The 22557-nt window shown below is 66.9% G+C and carries 20 protein-coding genes, 1 tRNA gene and 1 other RNA gene; 14 read left to right on the top strand and 8 right to left on the bottom strand.

The window, feature by feature from the left end:
* Positions 1-18 precede the first annotated feature (18 nt).
* On the bottom strand, positions 19-462 hold the full coding sequence (locus RAH32_RS05715) for a MaoC family dehydratase (protein WP_306605972.1): 444 nt from the start codon (positions 460-462) through the stop codon (positions 19-21).
* A 127-nt stretch (positions 463-589) separates the two neighbouring features.
* Here RAH32_RS05715 and RAH32_RS05710 point away from each other — a divergent pair, with 127 nt between their 5' ends.
* Positions 590-1450, top strand: a complete 861-nt coding sequence (locus RAH32_RS05710; protein WP_306605969.1) for a class I SAM-dependent methyltransferase — start codon at positions 590-592, stop codon at positions 1448-1450.
* A gap of 4 nt (positions 1451-1454) precedes the next feature.
* Here the strand turns inward: RAH32_RS05710 and RAH32_RS05705 are convergent, their stop codons facing one another.
* The 3 genes from RAH32_RS05705 to RAH32_RS05695 all read right to left on the bottom strand — a co-directional run bounded on the left by RAH32_RS05705 (position 1455) and on the right by RAH32_RS05695 (position 3388).
* A complete protein-coding gene (locus RAH32_RS05705; RefSeq protein ID WP_306605967.1) occupies positions 1455-2324 on the bottom strand; it encodes a TIGR01459 family HAD-type hydrolase in 870 nt (289 codons plus the stop codon).
* Complete coding sequence (locus RAH32_RS05700; RefSeq protein ID WP_306605965.1) at positions 2324-3241, bottom strand: manganese-dependent inorganic pyrophosphatase; 918 nt, start codon at positions 3239-3241, stop codon at positions 2324-2326. The genes RAH32_RS05705 and RAH32_RS05700 overlap by 1 nt, the downstream gene beginning before the upstream one ends.
* A 72-nt stretch (positions 3242-3313) precedes the next feature.
* Positions 3314-3388, bottom strand: a tRNA-Thr gene (locus RAH32_RS05695).
* A 130-nt stretch (positions 3389-3518) separates the two neighbouring features.
* Here RAH32_RS05695 and RAH32_RS05690 point away from each other — a divergent pair.
* A complete protein-coding gene (locus RAH32_RS05690) occupies positions 3519-4394 on the top strand; it encodes a hypothetical protein (RefSeq protein ID WP_306605963.1) in 876 nt (291 codons plus the stop codon).
* Positions 4395-4492: 98 nt separating this feature from the next.
* Here the strand turns inward: RAH32_RS05690 and rpmG are convergent, their stop codons facing one another.
* From rpmG to acnA, 3 genes are all read right to left on the bottom strand, one after another.
* The gene (gene rpmG / locus RAH32_RS05685; RefSeq protein WP_022707377.1) at positions 4493-4660 is read right to left on the bottom strand and encodes a 50S ribosomal protein L33; all 168 of its coding nucleotides are present in this window, start codon (positions 4658-4660) and stop codon (positions 4493-4495) included.
* A gap of 131 nt (positions 4661-4791) precedes the next feature.
* Positions 4792-5170: RNase P RNA component class A (rnpB, locus tag RAH32_RS05680), an RNA gene on the bottom strand.
* Between the two features lie 226 nt (positions 5171-5396).
* Positions 5397-8126, bottom strand: coding sequence for an aconitate hydratase AcnA (acnA, locus tag RAH32_RS05675; RefSeq protein ID WP_306605958.1), 2730 nt, complete (start codon positions 8124-8126; stop codon positions 5397-5399).
* Between the two features lie 300 nt (positions 8127-8426).
* Between acnA and RAH32_RS05670 the strand changes: the two genes are divergently transcribed.
* Complete coding sequence (locus RAH32_RS05670) at positions 8427-9383, top strand: DUF1223 domain-containing protein (protein ID WP_306605956.1); 957 nt, start codon at positions 8427-8429, stop codon at positions 9381-9383.
* A gap of 81 nt (positions 9384-9464) precedes the next feature.
* Positions 9465-10073: an inner membrane-spanning protein YciB gene (locus RAH32_RS05665; protein WP_306605954.1), complete on the top strand. Its 609-nt coding sequence runs from the start codon at positions 9465-9467 to the stop codon at positions 10071-10073.
* A 1-nt stretch (position 10074) separates the two neighbouring features.
* On the opposite strand, the gene RAH32_RS05660 is transcribed toward RAH32_RS05665, so the two are convergent.
* Entirely contained in the window at positions 10075-10971 is an 897-nt protein-coding gene (locus RAH32_RS05660) for an alpha/beta fold hydrolase (protein ID WP_306605952.1), read from the bottom strand.
* A gap of 543 nt (positions 10972-11514) precedes the next feature.
* On the opposite strand from RAH32_RS05660, the gene RAH32_RS05655 reads away from it, so the two are divergent.
* From RAH32_RS05655 to RAH32_RS05610, 10 genes are all read left to right on the top strand, one after another.
* Entirely contained in the window at positions 11515-14136 is a 2622-nt protein-coding gene (locus tag RAH32_RS05655; protein ID WP_306605949.1) for an Rne/Rng family ribonuclease, read from the top strand.
* A gap of 96 nt (positions 14137-14232) precedes the next feature.
* A complete protein-coding gene (locus RAH32_RS05650; RefSeq protein WP_306605947.1) occupies positions 14233-14976 on the top strand; it encodes a cytochrome c biogenesis CcdA family protein in 744 nt (247 codons plus the stop codon).
* A gap of 102 nt (positions 14977-15078) precedes the next feature.
* Entirely contained in the window at positions 15079-16245 is a 1167-nt protein-coding gene (gene ftsW / locus RAH32_RS05645; protein ID WP_306605945.1) for a putative lipid II flippase FtsW, read from the top strand.
* Positions 16242-17327, top strand: a complete 1086-nt coding sequence (locus RAH32_RS05640) for a UDP-N-acetylglucosamine--N-acetylmuramyl-(pentapeptide) pyrophosphoryl-undecaprenol N-acetylglucosamine transferase (RefSeq protein WP_306605943.1) — start codon at positions 16242-16244, stop codon at positions 17325-17327. Before ftsW ends, RAH32_RS05640 begins: the two co-directional genes overlap by 4 nt.
* Positions 17324-18751, top strand: a complete 1428-nt coding sequence (murC, locus tag RAH32_RS05635) for a UDP-N-acetylmuramate--L-alanine ligase (protein ID WP_306605941.1) — start codon at positions 17324-17326, stop codon at positions 18749-18751. Before RAH32_RS05640 ends, murC begins: the two co-directional genes overlap by 4 nt.
* Positions 18748-19005 carry a DUF2484 family protein gene (locus RAH32_RS05630; RefSeq protein ID WP_306605939.1) on the top strand — a complete coding sequence of 86 codons (258 nt, stop codon included), beginning with the start codon at positions 18748-18750 and terminating at the stop codon, positions 19003-19005. Before murC ends, RAH32_RS05630 begins: the two co-directional genes overlap by 4 nt.
* Before the next feature lie 66 nt (positions 19006-19071).
* Complete coding sequence (locus RAH32_RS05625; protein ID WP_306605937.1) at positions 19072-19560, top strand: DUF421 domain-containing protein; 489 nt, start codon at positions 19072-19074, stop codon at positions 19558-19560.
* 32 nt (positions 19561-19592) lie between these two features.
* Positions 19593-20534, top strand: coding sequence for a UDP-N-acetylmuramate dehydrogenase (murB, locus tag RAH32_RS05620; protein ID WP_306606559.1), 942 nt, complete (start codon positions 19593-19595; stop codon positions 20532-20534).
* A 203-nt stretch (positions 20535-20737) separates the two neighbouring features.
* Positions 20738-21628, top strand: coding sequence for a D-alanine--D-alanine ligase (locus RAH32_RS05615; RefSeq protein WP_306606557.1), 891 nt, complete (start codon positions 20738-20740; stop codon positions 21626-21628).
* Positions 21616-22554 carry a cell division protein FtsQ/DivIB gene (locus RAH32_RS05610; RefSeq protein ID WP_306605935.1) on the top strand — a complete coding sequence of 313 codons (939 nt, stop codon included), beginning with the start codon at positions 21616-21618 and terminating at the stop codon, positions 22552-22554. The genes RAH32_RS05615 and RAH32_RS05610 overlap by 13 nt, the downstream gene beginning before the upstream one ends.
* Positions 22555-22557: the final 3 nt, after the last annotated feature.

Below are 22557 nucleotides of genomic sequence, written 5' to 3'. Positions count from 1 at the left end.
TGGGGCGCGCGCGCCCCGTCAGTCGAACTTGCGGCTTGGCGCCAGAACGACCGCCTCGCCTTTCAGGACGACCGTATCACCCACGAGACAGCGGGTTGCAAGCGTGACCCGCCGTTTCGCGTGGTCGATGGTGTCCACCGTCACCTCGGCCCGGACGGTGTCGCCGGGGCGGACGGGGGCCATGAACTTCAGCGTCTGGCCCAGATAGACCGTGCCATGGCCCGGCAATTGTTCCCCGATCACGGCCGAGATCAGCCCGGCGGTCAGCATCCCATGCGCGATACGTCCTTCAAAGATCGTGTCGCGGGCATAATCGTCGTCCAGATGGACCGGATTGCGGTCGGTCGAGACCTCGGCGAACAGGTTGATGTCGCGGTCCGTCACCTGCTTTTGCAGATAACGGGTCATGCCCACCTCGAGATCCTCGATGACGATCGTGCCGCGGGGAAGATTGTCAAGCATGGCATGTTCCCTGTGATGAGCGATCCGCTTGCCGATGCTGCATAGCAGCGAAGTGTCTTCAACGCAATAAACTTATACGATAACAAAATAAAGTATAATATTATTGCCGTGAGAAGGAGGGGAGGGGATGGTTCAGATTGCAAACCAGCCGCAGGCTGACTTCTGGACCTCGCCCGCCGGGCGGGCTTGGGTGGAACACGGACCGGCCCTGGATGCGACGATGGAAGGGCTGCTTCGGCCCCTGCTGGACGCCGCGGATCTGGACGGATCAGAGGATGTCCTGGATGTCGGTTGCGGCACCGGGGCCAGCACGCTGGCCGCCGCCCGGCGTGTGCCCAACGGCACGGTGCTGGGACTGGACATCGCCGCGCCGATGCTGGAACGGGCACGGCAACGTGCCCAGACCGAAGGAATGGCGAACGTCGCCTTCCACCTGTGCGATGCGCAGGTCGAACGGCTTGCCCCCGCCAGCCGCGATGTCCTCCTCTCGCGCTTCGGGATGAGCTTTTTCGACGACAGCGTCGCGGCCTTCCGAAATCTGTCCCAGGCGCTTCGCGACGGCGGGCGCATGGTCTTCCTGTCCTGGGCGCGTCTGGCGGACAATCCATGGTTCACCATCCCCGAAAAGGCCGCACGGGACTGGCTGAACACCCCGCCCGAGCCGCCGACGAACGGTCCCGGCCCTCTGGCCTTCGCGGATGCGGATCATGTGCTGGATCTGATGGCGCAGGCGGGGCTTGTCGAAGGGCGGGCCGAGACGCTGCAAATCGACCTGACGCCGCCCGGCGGATCATCCGGGGCGGCACGCCTTGCCACCCATGTCGGACCAGCCGCGCGCCTGCTGCGGATTTGCAATGCCTCGCCCCAGGATCGTGAGGCAATCGCCGCGCGGATCGAAGGCGACTTCACCGCCTTCGGCCAAGGCGCGGACATGCGAGTTCCGTCATCGGTGCATGTGTTTTCCTGCCGCGCAAGGCGGCAGGCATAAACTGTCAGCGCAGCCGGCCGATGCTGTATTGCGGGGCCAGCGCATGGCCCTCCAGCCAGTCCAGCAGCAGCGCGTTGTCGGGATTCTCGACATCCGGCCCCAGGGCGTCTGCCGCAAGCCCGCCGGTCACGAACAGCGCGTCGATGCCCTGATCCAGGGCGCCCTTCACATCGGTGAAGATGCCGTCGCCGATGGCCAGGATGCGTGCGCCCGGCCCCAGATCCAGCAGCCGCCGCGCCCGGTCATAGATCGGCGGATGCGGCTTGCCGAAGTAAAGCGACGTGCCGCCAAGACCCTCGTAGTATTCCGCCAGGGCGCCGGCGCAATAGATGCGCGTCTCGCCCATGTCCACGACCACATCCGGGTTTGCGCACAGCAGCGGCAACCCGCGGTCGCGTGCCTGCATCAGGCGGTCGTGGTAATCGGCGGGCGTTTCGGTCAGTTCCTCGAAGGGGCCGGTGGCCACGATCCCCTCGGCATCCTCCAGCGATACGCGCCGGATCACGGGGGCATCGGCGAATTCCGCCGGAATGTCGTCGAAGAAGCCGTCGTCCTTGGCGGTCCCGATATGCCAGACCTTGCGGCCGACACGGCCTTCGAACATCGCTTCCTGCGCGGCATCGCCCGAACTGACCACGATGTCCCAGGCGTCGCGCGGCACGCCCATGCGGTCAAGCTGGGCGATCACGAATTGGTTGGGACGCGGCGCGTTGGTCATCAGGACCACCCGACCGCCCTTTGCCCGGAACGCCTGCAAGGCCGCGACTGCGGCGGGATAGGGCTGCTTGCCGTTGTGCAGGCAGCCCCACAGGTCGCAGAACAGCACGTCGTAATCGGCACCGATCTGCGACAGCGAAGGGATGATCCGGGTCATTACAATGCAAGGACCGGGATGATCTGCTTCTTGCGGCTCATCACGCCGGGCAGGAGCACGGTGTCGCCCGTGACCGCGACGCCGAAGCTGCGCTCGGCCAGACTGCGCACGAAGTCGTTGGGGACCAGCAGGGTCGCTTCCTCGCGCAGGATATCGACGATGAAGCACAGCACCTGGTCCGCGCCGTCCTCGGCCGCGACGCGGGGCATGGCGGCCATCAGCGCGTCCTTGCGAGCCAGCAGCACCTGCGGCGAGGTCGTTTCCAGCACCGTGATGCGCAGCTGCTTGCCGCCCAGCTCGTATTCCTTGCTGTCGGTGCGCAGCAGCGCCTCGTCGGAAAAGGCGCTGATATCAGACTTGGCCGCGAACATCTCGGCCGCATAGTCGGTGATGTTGACGCCCAGATCGGATGCCAGCTTCTCGGCCACGGCGCGGTCATGGGCGGTGGTGGTGGGGCTGCGGAATTCCAGCGTGTCGGACAGGATGCAGGTCAGCATCGCGCCCTTGATCCCCTCGGGCGCGCGGGCCATGTCCTCGCCGATCAGGTCGTGCATGATGGTGGCGGTGCAGGCCAGCGGACGGATGGTGATGTTGATGGGACTGCGCGTCTTGATGCCGCCTGCCAGCAGGTGGTGGTCGATGATCTCGATCACCTCGGCCTGGTCCAGGCTGGCGGGCAGTTCGGCGGGGTTGTTGGTGTCCACGATCACGCAGTGATCGCCCGCCGCGACATCGGCGATGATTTCCGGCTTGTCCAGGTTCCAGCGGTTCAGCATCCACAGGGCTTCGGTGTTCGGCTCGCCTTGCAGGACCGCCTTGGCGGGGGTCTTGCGGACCTCGTTCAGATACCAGGCCCAGATGATGGGGGAACCGGTCGAATCCGTGTCGGGGGCGGTATGGCCGAAGACCTTGATCATGATGCACCTTCGCAGCGTCTGAATGTCGCGCGCGTTATAGGCGGCGCGGCGGGCGATGTCCAACAGGGGAGGTGGTGCCGGTTGAGGGGATTGAACCCCCGACCTTCGGTTTACAAAACCGCTGCTCTACCGCTGAGCTAAACCGGCCCGGTGTGCACTTCCTGCGATAGCCTTTGCCCGCGTCTTGCGCAAGCCGCGAAAGCGGTTTGACTGCGCATCGGGCATCGCTACTGTGCCCCGGCGCCGGCACGGGCGGAAGAAGAAGGATCAGGCCGATATGCAGATGGTGTTTCATCTGGGGGTGCATTGCACGGATGGCGACCGGCTGCTGAAGACGCTGCTGAACAACCGCGACTGGCTGATGCAGCACGGCACCGACGTCATCACCCCCAACCGCCATCGCGGCCTGTTCGAAGAGGCGCTGATGTCGCTGAAAGGCGGGCGCGCGACCGCCGAGATGCAGCAAATCATGCTGGACGCGGTGCTGCACAGCGATTCGCCCGGCCGGGCGATCTTCTCTACGCCCACGTTCATGGGGGCGCCGGGCCGGGTGGTGGGGCAGACGGGGCTTTACCCGCAGATGGGTGCGCGGGCCGCGGCCCTGGCGAACCTGTTCCCCGACCACGAGGTCGAGTTCTTCCTGGCGATCCGCAATCCCGCCGCGCTGATTTCCGAGGTGCTGCCGATCTTTACCGGCGGCGGCTATCACGTCCTGATGCAGGGCCGCCAGCCCACGGACCTGCGCTGGCGCGACCCGATCCAGGCGCTGCTGCGCGCGGTCCCCGGCCGCCGGGTGGTGATCTGGTGCCACGAGGACGTGCCCCTGATCTGGCCCGAGATCGCCCGCCTTGTCGGCGCCATCCCCCCCGATGCGCCCCTGCAAGGCGGATCGATGTATCTCGAGGAGATCCTGGGCGAGGCAGGCATGGCCCGGCTGAGAGAGAAGCTGGCCGCGCAGGACCGGCTGTCCGTCGCGCAGCGCCGGGCCATCTCGTCCGAGATGATCGAGAGCCATGCGCCCGCCGCCGCCCTGGACCAGGTGATCGACCTGCCCGGCTGGACGCAGGAAGTGGTGGACCGGGTGACGGCGAACTATCGCACCGACGTGGGCGAGATCGCGGTCCTGCCTGGGGTGGAGTTCGTGTTGGCGTGATCGGCGCCTGCTGCCCTGGCGGCTGCTGGTGCCCGCATCAGCAAAAGGAAAGGGGCGCCCCTTCGGACGCCCCTTGAACCTGTGGCCGGACAAGATCCTTACTTGATCTTGCCCTCCTTGTATTCGACGTGCTGACGGACGACCGGGTCGTATTTGCGAACGGTCATCTTTTCGGTCATGGTGCGGGCGTTCTTCTTGGTCACGTAGAAGTGGCCCGTGCCGGCGGTCGAGTTCAGCCGGATCTTGATGGTGGTCGGCTTCGCCATGTCATTGCTCCTGCTTCGGGGCAATCGCGCGGCGCAGACCCCGTGGAATTCGTTTGAAGCCCGCCTTTTACCCATGGGCAGGCCGAAGTCAACCCGAATCGCCCGGGAAATCATGGGTCAAAAGGGCCATATTGCGCGGAGGGCCTGTAAGCCGGATTCTGTCCACCGCGCGTGACGCGGCTGGATGACCATTCCTCTGGCCCGGCGGTTGCCCGCCGGATCAAGCTGCCTACCCGGACCTGCTGGGGCAAGGCGGCCCTGCGGGGTTGCCCCCGCGCGCGGTCCCTATTCGGCATTGCTCCCGGTGGGGCTTGCCATGCGGGGCCTGTTGCCAGGCCCCCGGTGGGCTCTTACCCCACCGTTTCACCCTTACCCATGCGGACATGGGCGGTCTGTTCTCTGTGGCGCTTTCCCTGGGGTTGCCCCCGCCGGGCGTTACCCGGCACCGTCGCCTCATGGAGTCCGGACTTTCCTCGACAATCAAGCTGCCGCGGTCATCCGGCCCTCCGCGCAGGCGGGATATGGCGGGGAAGGCGGGCGGGGTCAATGGAAAACCCCCGGGAGTAGGGTGCGTGCTCGCACGCACCGATGGCGCAAAGGTGCGTGCAAGCACGCACCCTACGGGTCTGCGACTTACGCCTCCGGGCAATCGGCCCGAGGCAATGGAAAACCCCCGCTGCGGGACAGCGGGGGTTGGCTTTGGCGCAATGGTGCGTGCAAGCACGCACCCTACGGGTCAGCTTTTGGCCAGGTTGCGCAGCACGTAGTGCAGCACGCCGCCATTCTTGAGGTATTCGATCTCGACCTCGGTATCGACGCGGGCCTTCAACTGGATTTCCTTCACCGTGCCGTCGGCGTAGCGGATGGTGCAGGGCACCAGCGACAGGGGCTTGAAGTCGCCCGCAAGCCCGTGGATCGAGACGGTCTCGTCGCCCTTCAGGCCCAGCGTCTTGCGGTTCTCGCCCGGCAGGAATTCCAGCGGGACCACGCCCATGCCGACCAGGTTGGACCGGTGGATGCGCTCGAAGCTCTCGGCGATCACCGCCTTGACGCCCAGCAGGTTGGTGCCCTTGGCCGCCCAGTCACGGCTGGACCCCGCGCCGTATTCGATGCCGCCGAAGATCACCAAGGGCGTGCCTTGGTCCTGATAGGCCATCGAGGCATCGAAGATCGTCGTCGGTTGGCCGTCCGGCCCCTTGGTGAAGCCGCCTTCGACGCCGTCCAGCATCTCGTTCCTGATGCGGATATTGGCGAAGGTGCCGCGCATCATGATTTCATGGTTACCGCGGCGAGAGCCGTAGCTGTTGAAATCCTTCGGCGCGACCTGGCGCTCCAGCAGATACTGGCCCGCCGGGGTGGTCGGCTTGAACGAACCGGCCGGGCTGATGTGGTCGGTGGTGATCATGTCGCCCAGGATCGCCAGAACCCGCGCGCCGTCGATGTCGCTGATGACGCCCGCTTCCTTGGCCATGCCCTTGAAATAGGGCGGGTTCTGGATATAGGTCGAGGTCGGCGGCCAGTCATAGGTTTCGCTGTCCGTGACATCGACCGCCTGCCAACGCTCGTCGCCCTTGAACACGTCCGCATATTTCGACTGGAACGCCTCGCGCGTGACCGTGGCGTGGACCAGATCGGCGATTTCCTGGTTGGTGGGCCAGATGTCCTTCAGGTAGACGTCGCGGCCTTCCGGCGTCTGGCCGATCGGATCGCGGGTCAGGTCCACGTTCAGGTCGCCCGCGATGGCATAGGCCACCACCAGCGGGGGCGAGGCCAGGAAGTTCGCGCGCACGTCGGGGCTGATGCGCCCTTCGAAGTTGCGGTTGCCCGACAGCACGGCGGTCGCCACCAGGTCGTTGTCGTGGATCGCCTTGGAAATCGCCGGATCGCCCAAGGGACCCGAGTTGCCGATGCAGGTGGTGCAGCCGTAACCAACTAGGTTGAAGCCCAGGGCGTCCAGATCCTCCTGCAGGCCGGCGGCCTCCAGATACTCGCCCACGACCTGCGAACCCGGCGCAAGGGACGTCTTGACCCAGGGCTTGCGGTTCAGGCCAAGCTGGCGCGCTTTGCGGGCGACGAGGCCCGCCCCGATCATCACATAGGGGTTCGAGGTGTTGGTGCAGCTTGTGATCGCCGCGATCACCACGGAGCCGTCGGTGATCGTGTAGTCCTGGCCCTCGACCGCGACGGTCTTGCGGGCATCGGCTCGGGTCAGCACGTCGCCGTCCTCGGCGGGCGCCCCGGCGCGGTAATCCGACACCAGCTTGGCAAAGGTCTGCGCGGATTCGGTCAGCGGCAGGTAATCCTGCGGGCGCTTGGGACCGGAAATCGCGGGAACGATGCTGCCCATGTCCAGTTCCAGCGTCGAGGAATAGACCGGCGCATAATCCGCGCCGCGCCAGAAGCCGTTCTCCTTGGCATAGGCCTCGACCAGGGCGATGCGGTCCTCATCCCGGCCGGTATTGCGCAGATAGCGCAGGGTTTCGTCGTCGATCGGGAAGAAGCCGCAGGTGGCGCCGTATTCGGGGGCCATGTTGGCGATGGTCGCGCGGTCGGCCAACGGCAGGTTGTCCAGCCCTTCGCCGTAGAATTCGACGAACTTGCCCACGACGCCGTGCTTGCGCAGCATCTGCACGACCTTCAGCACCAGGTCGGTGGCGGTGGTCCCTTCCACCATCCGGCCGGTCAGCTTGAAGCCCACGACTTCAGGGATCAGCATGGATACGGGCTGGCCCAGCATCGCGGCCTCGGCCTCGATCCCGCCGACGCCCCAGCCCAGCACGGCCAGGCCGTTGACCATGGTGGTGTGGCTGTCGGTGCCGACCAGCGTGTCGGGATATGCGACCAGCTCGCCGTTCTGGTCGGTGTCGGTCCAGACGGTCTGGGCCAGATATTCCAGGTTCACCTGGTGGCAGATGCCGGTTCCGGGCGGCACCACGCGGAAGTTCTGGAACGCGTTCTGACCCCATTTCAGGAACTGGTAGCGTTCGATGTTGCGTTCGTATTCCAGGTCCACGTTCTTCTGGAAGGCGCGCGGATTGCCGAATTCGTCGATCATGACCGAGTGGTCGATGACCAGATCCACCGGGTTCAGCGGGTTGATCTTCTGCGCGTCGCCGCCAAGCGCCTTGATGCCGTCGCGCATCGCGGCAAGGTCAACGACCGCCGGGACGCCGGTGAAGTCCTGCATCAGCACGCGGGCCGGGCGATAGTTGATTTCTCGCGGGTTCTTGCCGCCCAGGGACGCCCATTCGCCAAAGGCCTTGATGTCGTCCACGGACACGGAAAAGCCGCCATCCTCGAAGCGCAGCAGGTTTTCCAGCACCACCTTCAGCGCGGCGGGCAGTTTCGAGAAATCGCCAAGCCCGGCCTCGGTGGCTGCGGCGATGGAGTAATAGGCGTAATCCTTGCCGCCCGCCGAAAGCTTGCGGCGCGTCTTGGCGGTGTCGGTTCCGATCTGGATGGGCATGGGGGCCTCCCTGTCTGCGAATGGGATGGGTCGGGCTTGCGTGGCCTTGCTTTGCCCCATAGGGCAGGACAGCGCAAGGGCATCACGCGGCAAATTGTATGCAATCGCATACCATGATCGCCGCTGTTGCTCAAGGGCCACCGGGGAACTTTCACGCGGTGCCTAACAAAGCGTTGATTTGTTCCCCGGCAAGGCGCGGGTCTATGCAGGGGGACATTCGTCAACCATCGGACTTCAGGAATGCTGACCGGACCGGCAGCCAGACAGATCAGATCCCTTGCCGTCGCGGGATGGTGCGCCATGGCCGTGGTGCTTGGCGCGGGTGCCGCCTGGGCGCAGGGCGTCGAGGACCCCGGAAAGACGGACACGGCGGCCGCCCCCGGCAGCATGGATGGCGCGGCCCAGGGTTCGGCCGCGGCGTCGGAAGGGCAGGGGGGCGAGGCGCCGATCATCGCCGCGCCCAGCGATCCGGGCCGCTGGGCGCCACCCCCCTCGACCGCCTATGTGCCGTCCGAGATGGGCGGCTTCAACAGCTTCGCCGCCGGGGATACGGTGCCCCTGCCGATGGACCGCTTCAACCCCGACGACCTGCCGGTGGTGGTCGAGCTGTTCACCTCTCAGGGATGTTCGTCCTGCCCGCCCGCGGATGCCATGCTGGCGGGCCTGTCGGACGAAGCGGATATCCTGCCGCTGTCCTTTCATGTCGATTACTGGGACTATCTCGGTTGGGCCGACAGCTTTGCGCGGCCCGAATTCACGGCGCGGCAGGAAGGCTATGCCCAGGCTGCGGGGGAACGGGCGGTCTATACCCCGCAGATCATCGTCGATGGCCAGGATACCGCGGTTGCCGTCGGTCCTGCGCAGTTGATGGGGCTGATCGACGCCAGCCGCGTCGCGCCCGCCATGGTCAGCGTTCAGCGCGAGACCACCCCCAAAGGCGAGGCGATCGAGGTGATGCCCCTGTCCGATCTGGGCGGAAAGGTGGAGATCGTGATGATCCGCTATGCCCCCGAACGCCAGGTGCGCATGACCGCCGGGGAAAATCGCGGCAAGGTCGTCACCTATACCAATGTCGTCCTGTCCCTGGAGTTGCTGGCCGAATGGGACGGGGCCGCGCCCCTGCGCATGACGGTCAGCCCTGATGGGACGGCCGACGACAGCTTCCCCACCGATACCCGCCACGCCCTGCTGGTCCAGCAGGAACACGGCGGCGACGGATTGCCCGGCCCGATCCTGGCGGCGATCCGGCTGGATTGACCCTTGGCCACAGGCCAGGGCTTGCCCGCCCGCCAGCGATGCGAGACAACCTCCTGCGGAACAGCACAAGGGACGGATGCGATGAAGGAACCGAAAGCCTGGGTCATGCAGGTGCTGGAATGGGGGCCGCTGCTGCTGTTCTTCGCGGTCTTCATGCTGAACCGGGGGGATCAGGTTGCGTTGTGGGGACAGGAATACACGCCCCTGGTCTTTGCCACGCTGGTCTTCATTCCCGCGCTGGCGCTGGCGACCGTGATCCGCTGGCGGCTGACCGGCAAGCTGGCGCCGATGCAGATTGCCACGCTGGTGCTGGTCGTGATCTTTGGCGGACTGTCGGTCTGGCTGAACGACCCGCGCTTCTTCAAGATCAAGCCGACGATCATCTATCTGCTGTTCGCGGGGCTTCTGGGATTCAGCCTGATCACCCGGCGCAACTGGCTGGGCGCGATCCTGTCCGAGGCGCTGCCCATGGACGCCGAGGGCTGGCGCAAGCTGACCGGACGCATGGCGCTGTTGTTCCTGGGCCTTGCCATCGCCAACGAGATCGTCTGGCGGGGCATGTCCGAAACGACCTGGGTCTATTTCAAGACCTTCGGGATGCCCGTGGTGATCTTCGTCTTCCTGATGGCGAATGCCGGGTTGTTCCGCGCCCATTCGATCGAGGTGCCGACCGACGACGCCACGAAATAGGTCAGGCCCTGACGCCGCCGAACTGGGCGGGCGAGGCCAGAAGGCGCGACCACCTGGGTTCGATCCGGCCCGGCAGGCGGGTGCGCAGCATGGACAACGGCAAGGCCCAGGGCTGCGCCATTGCGGTGCGATAGAAATCGAACAGACCCCGGCGCAGATAGGGTGTCCAGTGCGACAGGCGCAAAAGCGGGCGTTCGGTCGGAAAGCCCAACCGGTCCAGGGCCGCAAGGGTCGCGTCGTCGTCGATCTGCACGTCCAGCCAGTTGTCCGCCGGGCGATCCAGCCCAAAGCCCAGGGCCTGCCTGCGGCCCCGGTCCAGCCACATCTCCATCGCGAAATCGAACAAGTCGTTTTCGCGCGACGTGATGTTCAGCACCTCGGCCCGCCGGCCTGCGGGGCTGTCCAGGGCGGCAGCGGCCGCGTCCCGGAATTCCGCCCCTGCCAGCAGGACGATGCGGCCGATGCTGCCAGGATCGGCGTGGTGCAGGGCCTGCAATCCCACCCGCGCGCCCAGGGAATGACCGATCAGCGCGACGGGCCGCCCCGTCCGGCCAGCCAGGTCGGACACCAGGGCCGCGACCGCGCGTCCCGCATCGCCCGCCCGGCCATAGGCCCGGCCCAGCATCCCCCGCGCTTCCCATCCGAAGGCCAGTGCCAGCCCTTCGTCGGGGGCATCGGCTCCAAAGCCCAAGGCGCGGGGCCAGGACAGCACACGGCGGTCCGCGCGGTCCGGTTCAAGCGACAGGATCAGTCGATGGGGATCGCAATGCGGCGCGGATGGCGAATAGCGGTATCCGTGGATCATCACGATCACCGGCGCATGGGCAGGCAGAAGGCGAACCGTGTCGGCCAGCCCCTGGGGCAGCCCGCCATCCGCATCGACCTTGACCACCGGCATGATCCCGCCTCCTGTTCCTGCCCAAGGCATGGGCAAAGGGTGCAACACCGGCGTGAAAGAAGCGTTAAGGCTGCGTGACGCACGGTGCGCGCAACGCGTTTACGCAGGCCGGATGCCGCGCATTCCAAGCCATGCCGTTTTCGCCATTGAATTTTCCACCTTGCCCCCTCTATGTTGCGACTATGCGTTTCGCGATCTTCAATTGCGGGTTGTGGGACGCTTCCAGTTTCGCAGCGCGACACCTCTGGCACCGATTCACGGAAGGCGGCATGTGTCACGCGGAAAGCCCGCCCGCGGCGCATGACCATGCGACCGGGCGATATCAGACAGCGGCGCGGCGGGCCTGGCGGCCTTCGCGTCAACCGTAAGGAACAGACGCGATGACGCGCGCAAGGGACGGACAGGATCGGAACGGGGGGGCATCAGGCCTTTCCCGCCGCATCGCCGTTGCCCCAGCCGCGCCCGTGTCCCCATCACAACGCGGCCTTTCGGCGGGGGTGCCCCTGGCACCGCCCGGCGCAGGCGCGCGCGAAAGATTTGAACATGGCAAAGAAAATGCTGATCGACGCCACCCACGCCGAGGAAACTCGGGTGGTCGTGGTGGACGGAACCAAGGTCGAAGAATTTGATTTCGAGACCGTAAACAAGCGCCAGATTTCGGGCAACATCTACCTGGCCAAGGTCACGCGGGTCGAGCCCTCGCTTCAGGCGGCCTTTGTGGATTACGGCGGAAACCGCCACGGTTTCCTGGCCTTCGCGGAAATCCACCCGGATTACTATCAGATCCCCGCCGCCGACCGCGCGGCCCTGATCGCCGAGGAACGCGCCTATGCCGAGGCGCAGGAGGCCGAGGAGGCCGCCCGCAGCAGCCGCCGCAAGCCCCGGGCCGAACGCGCCGAGACGGGCGATGAAACCGCGTCCGCCGACGCGCCAGCCGAGGATGCCGAGGCCGCGTCCGACGACCGTTCCCACGATGCCGCGTCCGACGAAACCGCCGAGGACAATGACGGCGAGGTCGAGGCCACGGCCACGGATGCGTCCGACAAGGACGAGGAGATCGAATCGGTCGCCGAGGAGGACGTGGCCGAGGAAATCCGCGTCCAGAAGAAGCCGCGTCCCCGCCGCTACAAGATCCAGGAGGTGATCAAGGTCCGGCAGATCATGCTGGTCCAGGTCGTCAAGGAAGAACGCGGCAACAAGGGCGCCGCGCTGACCACCTATCTGTCGCTGCCGGGCCGGTATTGCGTCCTGATGCCCAACACCGCGCGTGGCGGCGGCATCAGCCGCAAGATCACCAACGTGGCCGACCGCAAGAAGCTGAAGGACATCGCGTCCGAACTGGACGTGCCGAAGGGCGCGGGCCTGATCATCCGCACGGCGGGCAGCCAGCGCACCCGGACGGAAATCCGGCGTGATTACGAATACCTGCTGCGGCTGTGGGAACAGATCCGCGACCTGACCTTCAAGTCCATCGCCCCCGCCCCGATCTATGAGGAAGGCGACCTGATCAAGCGGGTCATCCGCGACCTCTACAACTCCGAGATCGACGAGGTCCTGGTCGAGGGCGAGCGCGGCTATCGCGTGGCCAAGGACTTCATGAAGATGATCATGCCGACCCATGGCCGGGCGGTGCAGCAATATACCGACCAGATGCCGCTGTTCGCGCGCTATCAGGTGGAAAGCTATCTGGCCGGGATGTTCAATCCGGTCGTGCAGCTGAAATCGGGCGGCTATATCGTCATCGGCGTGACCGAGGCGCTGGTGGCCATCGACGTGAACTCGGGCCGGGCCACGAAGGAAGGCTCGATCGAGGAAACGGCGCTGAAGACCAACCTGGAGGCCGCCGACGAGGTGGCGCGCCAGTTGCGCCTGCGCGACCTTGCCGGCCTGATCGTCATCGACTTCATCGACATGGAGGAACGGCGCAACAACGCCGCGGTCGAGAAGCGGATGAAGGACAAGCTGAAATCCGACCGCGCACGCATCCAGGTGGGCCGCATCTCGGGCTTCGGCCTGATGGAGATGTCGCGCCAGCGCCTGCGTCCAGGGATGCTGGAATCCACGACGCAGCCCTGCGCCCATTGCCACGGCACCGGGTTGATCCGGTCGGACGACAGCCTGGCGTTGACCATCCTGCGCGCCATCGAGGAAGAGGGCACCCGCAAGCGGTCGCGCGAGGTGCTGGTTCGCGCGCCGGTCACCGTGGTCAACTTCCTGATCAACCAGAAGCGCGAACATGTCGCCGGGATCGAGGCGCGTTATGGCCTTTCGGTCCGGCTCGAGGCCGATCCGTCGCTGATCTCGCCCGATTTTGCCATCGAGAAGTTCAAGACCGCGACCCGCAACGTTCCCGAGGTGTCGGCCTCGGTCCTGTCGGTCGATGCCGATCTCATGGCCCAGATCGACGATGAGGACGAGGATCTGCCCGAGGAGGTCGAGGCGGAGGCCGAGGCTGAAACCGAGGGCGATGAAGGCTCTGAGACCTCGACCGCCGAGGATGAGAATGGCGAGGGCCGTTCGCGCCGTCGCCGCCGGCGCCGCCGGCGCAAGGGCGGCGAGCGTCCCGAGGGCGAGGGCGCCGAGGCCGGCGACGATGCCGATGAGATGTCCGACGACGCGACTGACAGCGCCGAGGAGCCCGAGGCCGAGGAAGCCGAACAGAACGGCCGCCGTCGCCGGTCCCGGTCGCGCAGCCGTCGCCGTGGCGGCGATCTGCCCGCCGCCGAGGGTCTGCCCGAGGTTGTCGATCTGCGCGATCAGCCGGATGAGCGTGCCGAATCGCTGCCCGGCCTGAATGCCCGGCCGGAACCGCAGGACCCGCTTGCAGGCGCCTCGCCCGCAGCAGGGGTTTCCGCCTCGGATGCGGCGACCGAGGAAGGCGAGATCGTGGCCTTGTCCGAAATCGCGGTCGAGCCGCAGGCAGCCGAGACCCCTTCGTCCGAGGAGATGGAGCGGTTGCAGGCCGAGGAAACCGTGATCGCCCAGATCGTGGCCGAGGCCCCGGAACAGGCGTGGGCCGAGGAACCTGCGGACGCCGCCCCCGATCCCACCCCGGATCCGGCGCCGGAACTTGTCCCGGAACCCGCCCCGGCGCCAGAGCCTGAAATGGCCGAGGCCGATTCGGACCGGCCCAAGCGGCGCGGCTGGTGGTCCGGCAATCGCTGACGACAAGGGGCGCGGGCGCAAGGCTCGCGCCCTTCTCGCCAAGGCGTGACGCAATGACCCATGGCTTGCGCCGCCCGAACGGGTAAGGTGCCCGCCATGCTGGGAATCGAACTTGCCACCGCCGCCTTCCTGCCTGCCGCCCTTGTGGCGATGCTGGCCGGGATCCTGTCCTTTCTGTCGCCCTGCGTGCTGCCCATCGTGCCGCCCTATCTGGCCTATATGACCGGGGTGGGGGTGAACGGGCTGCGGGCGCAGGAACGCAGCGCCGTGCTGCCCGCGCTGTTCTTCGTCATGGGCCTGTCCACGGTGTTCCTGATCATGGGCTTCGCAGCGTCGGCCTTTGGCCGGGCCTTCCTGCAATACCAGGAGCTTCTGGCCAGGATCGCGGGCGGCGTGGTGATCGTCATGGGCCTGCATTTCCTGCGGGTGATCCGCATTCCCTTTCTGGATCACGAGGCCCGCATCGACGCCGGTGCCCAGGGCGGCGGGGCGTTCGGCGCCTATCTGCTGGGCTTGGCTTTCGCCTTTGGCTGGACGCCCTGCATCGGACCCCAACTGGGCATGATCCTGTCCCTGGCCGCGACGGGGGGCGAGTTGTCGCGTGGCACCGCGCTTCTGGCGGTCTATGCGCTTGGCCTGGGGATTCCGTTCCTGCTGGCCGCGATCTTCATCAACCGCGCCATCGGGTTGATGAACCGCATCAAGCCCTGGCTGCATGTGGTCGAACGCGTGATGGGGCTGCTGCTGGTGATCGTGGGCGCGATGCTGATCACCGGGGCATTTTCGGCCTTTTCCTATTGGCTGCTGGAAACCTTTCCCGGACTTGCTACGCTGGGTTGAACCGGCTGCATTCGCCAGTAGCGCCGACCCGATTTTCGCGCTATGCTGACCGGCAGACCCGGATAAACGGGCGAAACAAGAGGCAGTGACGGCGGTATCCCCATGACCGAGATGGTCTTTGGCACGACGCCCGTGCGGGCGGGCGACCCGATTCTTCCGCGCTGGTGGCGCACGCTGGACAAGTGGTCCCTGGCCTGCGTGCTGGGGCTGTTTTCCATCGGCATCCTGCTGGGGCTGGCGGCATCGGTTCCGCTGGCGGAAAAGAACGACCTGCCGCGCTTCTATTATGTCCAGCGGCAGGCGGTGTTCGGGGCCATGGCCCTGGTGACCATGCTGGTGATCTCGATGATGTCGCCGCGCCAGATCCGGCGCATCGGCGTGATGGGCTTTGCGGCGGCCTTCTTGCTGATCCTGCTTCTGCCCCTGATCGGCGAGGATCACGGCAAGGGCGCGACCCGCTGGCTGTCCATCGCGGGCATCTCGATGCAGCCGTCCGAGTTCCTGAAGCCCGGCTTCGTCGCCATCTGCGCCTGGTTCATGGCCGCGGCCCAGATGGTGGGCGGACCTCCGGGCAGGCTTTATTCCTTCATCACCGCCATGGTGGTCGTGATCCTGCTGGCCTTGCAGCCTGACTTCGGCCAGGCCTCGCTGGTGCTGTTTTCCTGGCTGGTGATGTATTTCATTGCCGGGGCGCCCATGCTGCTGCTGATCTGCGTGGCCGGTCTGGCCATCATGGGCGGCGTCTTCGCCTATGGCGCATCCGAACACTTTGCCCGGCGCATCAACGGGTTCCTGAACCCCGAGATCGACCCCCGAACGCAGATCGGCTATGCCACCAAGGCGATCCAGGACGGCGGCTTCTTCGGCGTCGGCGTGGGCGAGGGCAGCGTGAAATGGTCGCTGCCCGACGCCCATACCGACTTCATCATCGCCGTCGCGGCCGAGGAATACGGCACCGTCATGGTCCTGGCGGTGATCACGCTTTATTGCACCATCGTCGTCCGTTCGCTGCTGCGCCTGCTGCGGGAACGCGATCCTTTCGCGCGCATTGCCGGGGCGGGCCTTGCCTGCGCCTTTGGCGTGCAGGCGCTGATCAACATGGGCGTGGCCGTGCGCCTGCTGCCCGCCAAGGGCATGACGCTGCCCTTCGTCAGCTATGGCGGATCGTCGGTGATCGCTTCCGGCATCGCCGCCGGGATGCTGCTGGCGCTGACCCGCACCCGGCCCCAGGGCGAACTGGCCGAGATCCTGCGCAGGGGCCGCACATGACCGGACGGCTGGCCCTGATCGCCGCCGGGGGAACCGGGGGCCACATGTTCCCGGCGCAGGCCTTGGCCGAACTGCTGCTGGCTGAAGGCTGGCGCGTCCGCCTGTCCACCGACGACCGGGGCGCGCGCTATGCGGGCGGCTTTCCCGAAGGGGTCGAGCGCAGCGTCGTCCGGTCCGCGACCACCGCGCGGGGTGGGCTTTGGGGCAAGCTGACCGCGCCCATCAAGATCGCCGCAGGCGTCCTGGCCGCGCGCGCGGCGTTCCGCAGGAATCGGCCCGCGGTGGTGATCGGCTTCGGTGGCTATCCGACGATCCCGGCCATGTCGGCTGCCCTGTCCATGGGCGTGCCGCGCATGATCCACGAACAGAACGGCGTGATGGGCCGCGTAAACCGCATCTTTGCCCCGCGCGTCCATCGCGTCGCCTGCGGCACCTGGCCCACCGACCTGCCCCCCGCCATCACCGGCGTCCATACCGGCAACCCCGTCCGCCAGGCGGTGCTGGACCACGCCGCGGCCCCCTATGCCGCGCCGGGGGATGGGCTGCTGCACCTGCTGGTGATCGGCGGCAGCCAGGGCGCGCGCGTCCTGTCCGACGTCGTTCCCGAAGCCATCGCCGCCTTGCCCGACGACATGCGCACCCGCCTGCATGTCAGCCACCAGGCCCGTCCCGAGGACGGGGACCGCGTCGCCGCCGCCTATGCCGAGGCTGGCATCAGTGCCGATGTGCAGCCGTTCTTTGCCGACGTTCCCGAACGGCTGGCGCGGGCGCAACTGGTCATCAGCCGGTCCGGCGCATCGTCCCTGGCCGACATCACCGTGGTCGGCCGCCCCGCGATCCTGATCCCCTATGCAGCCGCCGCCGGCGATCACCAGACCGCCAATGCCCAGGCCCTGGCCGAGGTGGGCGCCGCCCTGATCCATCCCGAATCGGTGCTTGACGCCCCCGGCCTGACGCGCGACATCCGCGCGATCCTGAACGACCCCGCCCGCGCGACCCAGATGGCCGCCGCCGCGCTGTTTCTTGCCCGCCCCGACGCGGCGCGGCGCCTTTACGACCTTGTCACGGAGATTGCCCGATGAACGCCGCCACCAAACTGCCGCACGAATTGGGGCCGATCCACTTCATCGGCATCGGCGGCATCGGCATGTCGGGCATCGCCGAGGTGCTGCTGACCCTTGGCTATGACGTGCAGGGCAGCGACGCGAAGAAGTCCAAGATCACCGACCGCCTGGAAACCCTGGGAGCCCGCGTCTTCGAAGGCCAGCGGGCCGAGAATATCGGGCAGGCCGGCGTTGTCGTGATCTCCACCGCGATCAAGAAGGGCAACCCGGAACTGGAGGAAGCGCGCCGCCGCGGCCTGCCCGTGGTCCGCCGGGCCGAGATGCTGGCCGAACTGATGCGGATGAAGTCGAACATCGCCATCGCCGGAACGCACGGCAAGACCACCACCACGACGATGGTGGCCACCCTGCTGGACGCGGGCGGGCTGGATCCGACCGTCATCAACGGCGGCGTGATCCACGCCTATGGCTCGAACGCGCGGGCCGGGGCAGGCGAATGGATGGTGGTCGAGGCCGACGAGAGCGACGGCAGCTTCAACCGCCTGCCCGCCGACATCGCCATCGTCACCAACATCGACCCCGAGCATATGGAACATTGGGGCAGCTTCGACGCGTTGCGCCAGGGCTTTTACAACTTCGCCTCGGGTATTCCGTTCTATGGCCTTGCGGTCTGCTGCACCGACCACCCCGAGGTGCAGGCCCTGGTCGGCAAGCTGACCGACCGGCGCGTCGTGACCTTCGGCTTCAACGCCCAGGCCGATGTGCGGGCGATGAACCTGCGTTACGAAAACGGCATCGCCCATTTCGACATTGCCTTGCAGGGCGAAGGTCCGACCGAGACGGGCGACGTCGAGATGATCGAGGGCTGCACCCTGCCCATGCCGGGCGATCACAACGTTTCGAATTGCCTGGCCGCCGTGGCCGTCGCCCGCCACCTGGGCATCAAGAAGGCGGAAATCCGCGAGGCCCTGGCCAAGTTCGGCGGCGTCGGCCGCCGCTTCACGCGCGTCGGCGAAATCAATGGCGTCACCATCATCGACGATTACGGCCACCACCCGGTCGAGATCGCTGCCGTGCTGAAGGCCGCGCGCCAGGCCACCAAGGGCCGCGTGATCGCCGTCCACCAGCCGCACCGCTATTCGCGCCTGTCGAACCTGTTCGATGACTTCTGCACCTGCTTCAACGAGGCCGACGTGGTCGCCATCGCCGAGGTCTATGCCGCGGGCGAGGATCCGATCCCCGGCGCCAGCCGCGACGACCTGGTGGCGGGGCTGATCGCCCACGGCCATCGCCACGCCCGCGCCATCCTGGACGAGAACGACCTGGAGCGCCTGGTGCGCGAACAAGCCCGGCCCGGCGACATGGTGGTCTGCCTGGGGGCCGGCACGATTTCCACCTGGGCCAACGGGCTGCCGGAACGGCTGCAGGGGCGGGCCGCGTGACCTCGGGCCTGCTTGTCACGATCGGGATCGTGCTGGGGTGGGTAGCTCTGGCCACGATCCAGCGTCGATTGCAGGCGCGCCACCGAAACAGGGCCTTCTGGGCGCTGATCCTGATCGGCATCCCGGTGCTGGGCTGGCTTACCTTGAACGGCGGTCCCATGGCCGGCGTGGCAGGGCTGGCCTTGGGCATTGCGGTGCTGCTGCGCGCCCCGCACCGCAGGTCGGCCAAGCGCATGGTGCCGCCCGCCGAGTGACCGTTGGGGAACCCCGGAAATTCTTGCTGGTTGGCCTTGTCCGATCAACAGCAAGGGGGGACCGCCATGGATCAGCCGATCTTCTTTGACACCTGGGCCAGCCTTGGCCGGGTGCTTCTTGTCGGAAGCCTCGCCTATGCCGGTCTGGTGCTGATGCTGCGCGTGTCGGGCAAGCGCACGCTGAGCAAGATGAACGCCTTTGATTTGGTCGTGACGGTGGCCCTCGGCTCGACCTTGGCGACGGTCCTGCTGAGCCGGTCGGTCCCGCTGGTGGAGGGGCTGGCCGCCTTTGCCCTGCTGATCGGCCTGCAATTCGTCATCACCTGGCTGTCGGTCCGGTCCGACCGTATTCAGGATCTGGTCAAGGCGGAACCGACGGTGCTGGTCAGCAAGGGTCAGCCTGTCCCCACTGCCTTGAAGCGCCAACGGGTCACGATGGAGGAGATCCGAGCCGCGATGCGCCAGTCCGGCCATGCAGACATGGACGGCGATACCACGGTGGTCTTGGAAACCGACGGCTCTCTCAGCGTGCTGGCGGCAGGGGGCGGTGGTTGACCCAAGGCCGCCCTCTGGCTACCACATCGGCCATGATGACCGATCTTCCCCCCACCCGCGGCACGCTGACCCCCAACCGTCCCCTGGACAGCCTGACCTGGCTGCGCGTGGGCGGCCCCGCCGACTGGCTGTTCCAGCCGGCGGACGAGGACGACCTGGCCGATTTCCTGCGCGCCCTGGACCCGGGCGTCCCGGTCTTTCCCATCGGCGTCGGCAGCAACCTGATCGTGCGCGACGGCGGCATCCGGGGCGTGGTGATCCGCCTGGGCCGCGGCTTCAACGCCATCACGGTTGACGGGGGCCTTGTCACCGCAGGCGCGGCCGCTCTGGACGCGCATGTCGCACGGCGGGCGGCGGACGGCGGGCTGGACCTGACCTTCCTGCGCACCATCCCCGGCAGCATCGGCGGGGCGGTGCGCATGAACGCGGGCTGCTATGGCAGTTATGTCGCCGATCATCTGGTCGAGGCCCGCGCCATCACCCGGCAGGGCGAGCGGATCGTGCTGACCCCTGACGACCTGCGCTTCGCCTATCGGCACGCCGAATTGCCCCCCGATAGCGTCCTGACCGAGGCCACGTTCCGCGCGGCCCCTGGCGACCCCGACGCGCTGCATCAGAAGATGGCTGACCAACTGGCCCGGCGCGACGAAACCCAGCCCACAAGGGAACGCAGCGCCGGATCCACCTTCCGCAATCCGGCGGGGTTCAGTTCCACGGGCAGGGCGGACGATGTCCACGACCTCAAGGCCTGGTCGCTGATCGACCGTGCGGGCCTGCGCGGCCACAGCTGGGGCGGCGCGCAGATGTCGGAAAAACACCCGAACTTCCTTCTGAACACCGGCGGGGCGACCGCAGCCGAGCTTGAGGCGCTGGGCGAACTGGTCCGCCGCCGGGTGCTGGAGGACAGCGGCCACGATCTGCAATGGGAGGTGATCCGGGTTGGCGATCCCCTGCCGGGTGCAACCGGGAATTGATTAACGATTTTCGCAACAATCTTTAGCAGATAGCTAAAATTGTCCTTTTGTGATTTCCGCGCATCAGCTATTCTTTCCCGATAAGCGCAGATCGGGGTCCAACCCGGCAGCGCGGGGACAGAAATCCCGGATCAACCGGGGCGAAAGGCGAAAAAGACGTGGCGGGCAGGTCGAGCAGGACAGCCCATACCGTAGCCGTTCTGATGGGCGGACCCTCGGCCGAGCGCGAGGTGTCGCTGTCATCGGGGCGCGAATGTGCGAATGCGCTGCGGATGGCGGGCTATGAGGTGATCGAGGTCGAACTGGGGTCCGAACGCGGCGGCGATCTGGTCGCGCGCCTGGCGGGCCTGCGATGCGATGTCGTCTTCAACGCCCTGCATGGCCGGTTCGGAGAGGACGGCTGCGTCCAGGGCATCCTGGAATGGCTGGACCTGCCCTATACTCATTCGGGCGTGCTGGCCTCGGCCCTGGCGATGGACAAGACGCGGGCCAAGGATGCGCTGCGGGTCGCAGGTCTGCCGGTGGTCGAAAGCGTCATCGCCTGCGCCGATGAGGTGCGCGCCCGCCATGTCCTGCCGCCGCCCTATGTGGTCAAGCCGAACGACGAAGGGTCGTCCGTGGGCGTCTATATTGTCCATGACGGCGCCAACCAGCCGCCGCAACTGGCCGACACGATGCCCGCACAGGTGATGGTCGAAACCTATGCTCCGGGGCGCGAACTGACCACGGCGGTGATGGGCGACCGCGCCCTTGGCGTGACCGAGATCGTGACCGAGGGCTGGTATGACTATGCCGCCAAGTATTCGGTCGGCGGCTCGCGCCATGTCATCCCCGCCGACATCCCCGCCGACATCGCCGAAGCCTGCCTGGATCACGCCGTTCGCGCGCATCGGGCGCTTGGCTGCCGGGGGCTGTCGCGCACCGATTTCCGTTGGGACGACACGCGGGGCCTGGACGGGCTGATCATCCTCGAGGTGAACACGCAGCCCGGCATGACGCCGACCTCTCTGGCGCCGGAACAGGCGGCCCGTGCGGGGATCGGCTTCCCGGATCTGATGCGCTGGATGGTCGAGGACGCGCTGTGCCCGAAGTGATCGACCACCGCCCCAATCGTCAGCCGCCGCCCGTCAGGCGCGACCCGGCGCCCACGCGCCTGCAATACCGGCTGGAGCGCATGTGGCTGCGCCCGATCTGGCGACGCGCGGTGCGGATCGGCGTGCCGGCCTTCCTGGTCGCCATGACGGCGGGCCTGTGGCTGTCGGACGAGGATCGCCGCGCCCTGCTGACCGACGGCATCCAGCAGGTGGTGGACAAGATCCAGAGCCGCGAGGAATTCCAGGTCACGACCATGGTGGTCGAGGGCGCGTCCCCCGTGGTGGACAAGGCCCTGCGCGCGATGCTGCCGGTCGATCTGCCCGCCTCCAGCTTCGACATCGACCTGACGGCGCTGCGGTTGCAGGTGATGCAGCTTGACGTGATCGAATCGATCGACCTGCGCATCAAGCCGGGCGGGATCCTGTCGGCCGTCGTCACCGAACGCGAGCCGGCGATCCTGTGGCGCCATGCGCGCGGGATCGAGATCCTGGACCGCAATGGCCACCGCGTCGCATCCGTCACGGCGCGCGATGTTCGCCCCGACCTGCCCCTGATCGCGGGCGAGGGTGCTGATCTTGCGGTGGCCGAGGCGCTTGCCCTGATGGACGCCGCCGGACCGATCCTGCCGCGCGTGCGGGGTCTGGTGCGCCGGGGCGAACGGCGCTGGGACCTGGTGCTGGACCACGGCCAGCGGATCATGCTGCCCGCGACCGGCGCCGTGATCGCGATGGAGGCCGCGATGGCGCTGGACCGCGCCCAGGACATGCTGGGCCGCGACATCACCGCGGTCGATCTGCGCAATCCGTCACGCCCGGTCCTGCGCCTGGGCATCGACGCGCGCAACACCATCCGCGAGGCACGGGGCGAACCGCTGCTGGGACCGGACGGCAAGGTCGTTCAGGAAGAAGAAAAGAAGGGGGGCTGAAGC

Origin of the sequence: Paracoccus yibinensis (genome assembly GCF_030846195.1) — a bacterium.
Taxonomy (GTDB): Bacteria; Pseudomonadota; Alphaproteobacteria; order Rhodobacterales; family Rhodobacteraceae; genus Paracoccus; species Paracoccus yibinensis.
The sequence above is the reverse complement of the archived record's forward strand: the minus strand, read 5'-3'. Positions and strand labels throughout refer to the sequence as shown.